The organism is Tistlia consotensis USBA 355 (genome assembly GCF_900177295.1).
Taxonomy (GTDB): Bacteria; Pseudomonadota; Alphaproteobacteria; order Kiloniellales; family DSM-21159; genus Tistlia; species Tistlia consotensis.
Window position 1 is genome coordinate 1 of sequence record NZ_FWZX01000084.1, and the last position, 1,216, is coordinate 1,216.

Consider the following 1,216-nt stretch of genomic DNA (forward strand, 5'->3'; position numbering starts at 1 on the left):
GAGGAGCTGGGCGAGCTGCTCGGGGGTGAAGCGCTCGGCCGGATGCTCGACGGCCTCGGCCGGGTGCGCGAGGCCCGCCCGGCGGAAGCCGGGCGAGCGGGCGGTGATGCGGACGCTGTTCATCGTGCGGCCCATCATGCCAGCCAGGGCACGACCATGAGCTTGGCGGTGCCGGCCCACTCGTTGTCCGAGCCGCCCGCCTTCTTGGTGTTGACGACGGCGCGGCGGCCGGCGCCCTCGTTGGTCGGACCGACGACCAGCAGGTTCGGGGTGATGCCCAGCGGGCGGCCGTAGTCGCCCTTCAGGCCGGTCATGGCGGCGCGGGCGGCCTCGTAGTTCGCGTCGTCCAGCGTGCCCTTGGAGCCGAAGGCGAGCTGCCACAGGCCGTAGCCGGCGTTGGACCGGCCGTCGACGCCGTAGACGTACTCGTTGCGCATGAAGACGTTGGCGTCGGTCTCGTCCTGCAGCGGCACGAACTTGTAGGGCTTCCGCTCCTGGTAGATCAGCGGCTTGATCATCCGCGTCGTGTCGAGCAGGAACCAGGCGGGGTTGGCGCCGGCCTGCATGTTGGAGACGCTGGTCTCCGCGCCGGCCTCGTCGAGGACCGGATGGTCGGTGTCGAAGAAGAACTGGTTGTCGTAGCACTTGGTCGCGAAACCGCCGTTCAGCAGCGGCCAGACCAGCTGGTCGGGGTGCATGCGGGCCGCGCGGCCCATCTCCGCCACCACGGGCTTGTAGACGCCGTAGCGATCGTCCTCGATCCGCGGGCGCTTAATGCCCACGGTCAGCTCGAACTCCTTGTTCTTGATCGTGAAGTCGTGGGTGGTCAGGTTCTCGATGACCCGATCCCCGACCCACTCCTTGATGCCGGGCAGCTCGCCGAGCCAGGGGTACTGCTCCTCGCTCGTGGTGCTCTGCGTCAGCATGGCGACCTGGTCCCAGGTCGGCGTCGCACCATCGAACGCCTGGTTGAAGACGGTGCGGAACCCGGTGAAGAGGCTGCGCAGGTTGGCGGCGTTGACTTCCATCGGTGCTCTTGCTCCTCAGAGGATCTCGACCCAGACGCCGAGCTGGTCGACGTCGCGGACCTTGCCGGCGACCGAGCGCGTGTTGGTGCCGTTGGTCGCCGCCACCGTCTGGTCGTCGACGATGAAGCAGTCCGTGTTGACGTCGGCCAGGTCGACCGGATCGGCGGCGGCGTTGGCGAAGCGGAAGG

At 68.4% G+C, this 1,216-nt stretch carries 2 protein-coding genes; both read right to left on the reverse strand.

What is annotated here, in order from left to right; genetic code table 11:
* The coding region (locus tag B9O00_RS34330) for an HI1506-related protein (RefSeq protein ID WP_218822995.1) at positions 1–138 on the reverse strand (138 nt) is incomplete at its 3' end.
* Positions 135–1,028 carry a Mu-like prophage major head subunit gpT family protein gene (locus tag B9O00_RS32195; protein ID WP_085127562.1) on the reverse strand — a complete coding sequence of 298 codons (894 nt, stop codon included), beginning with the start codon at positions 1,026–1,028 and terminating at the stop codon, positions 135–137. The genes B9O00_RS32195 and B9O00_RS34330, both read right to left, overlap by 4 nt.
* Between the last annotated feature and the right edge of the window lie 188 nt (positions 1,029–1,216).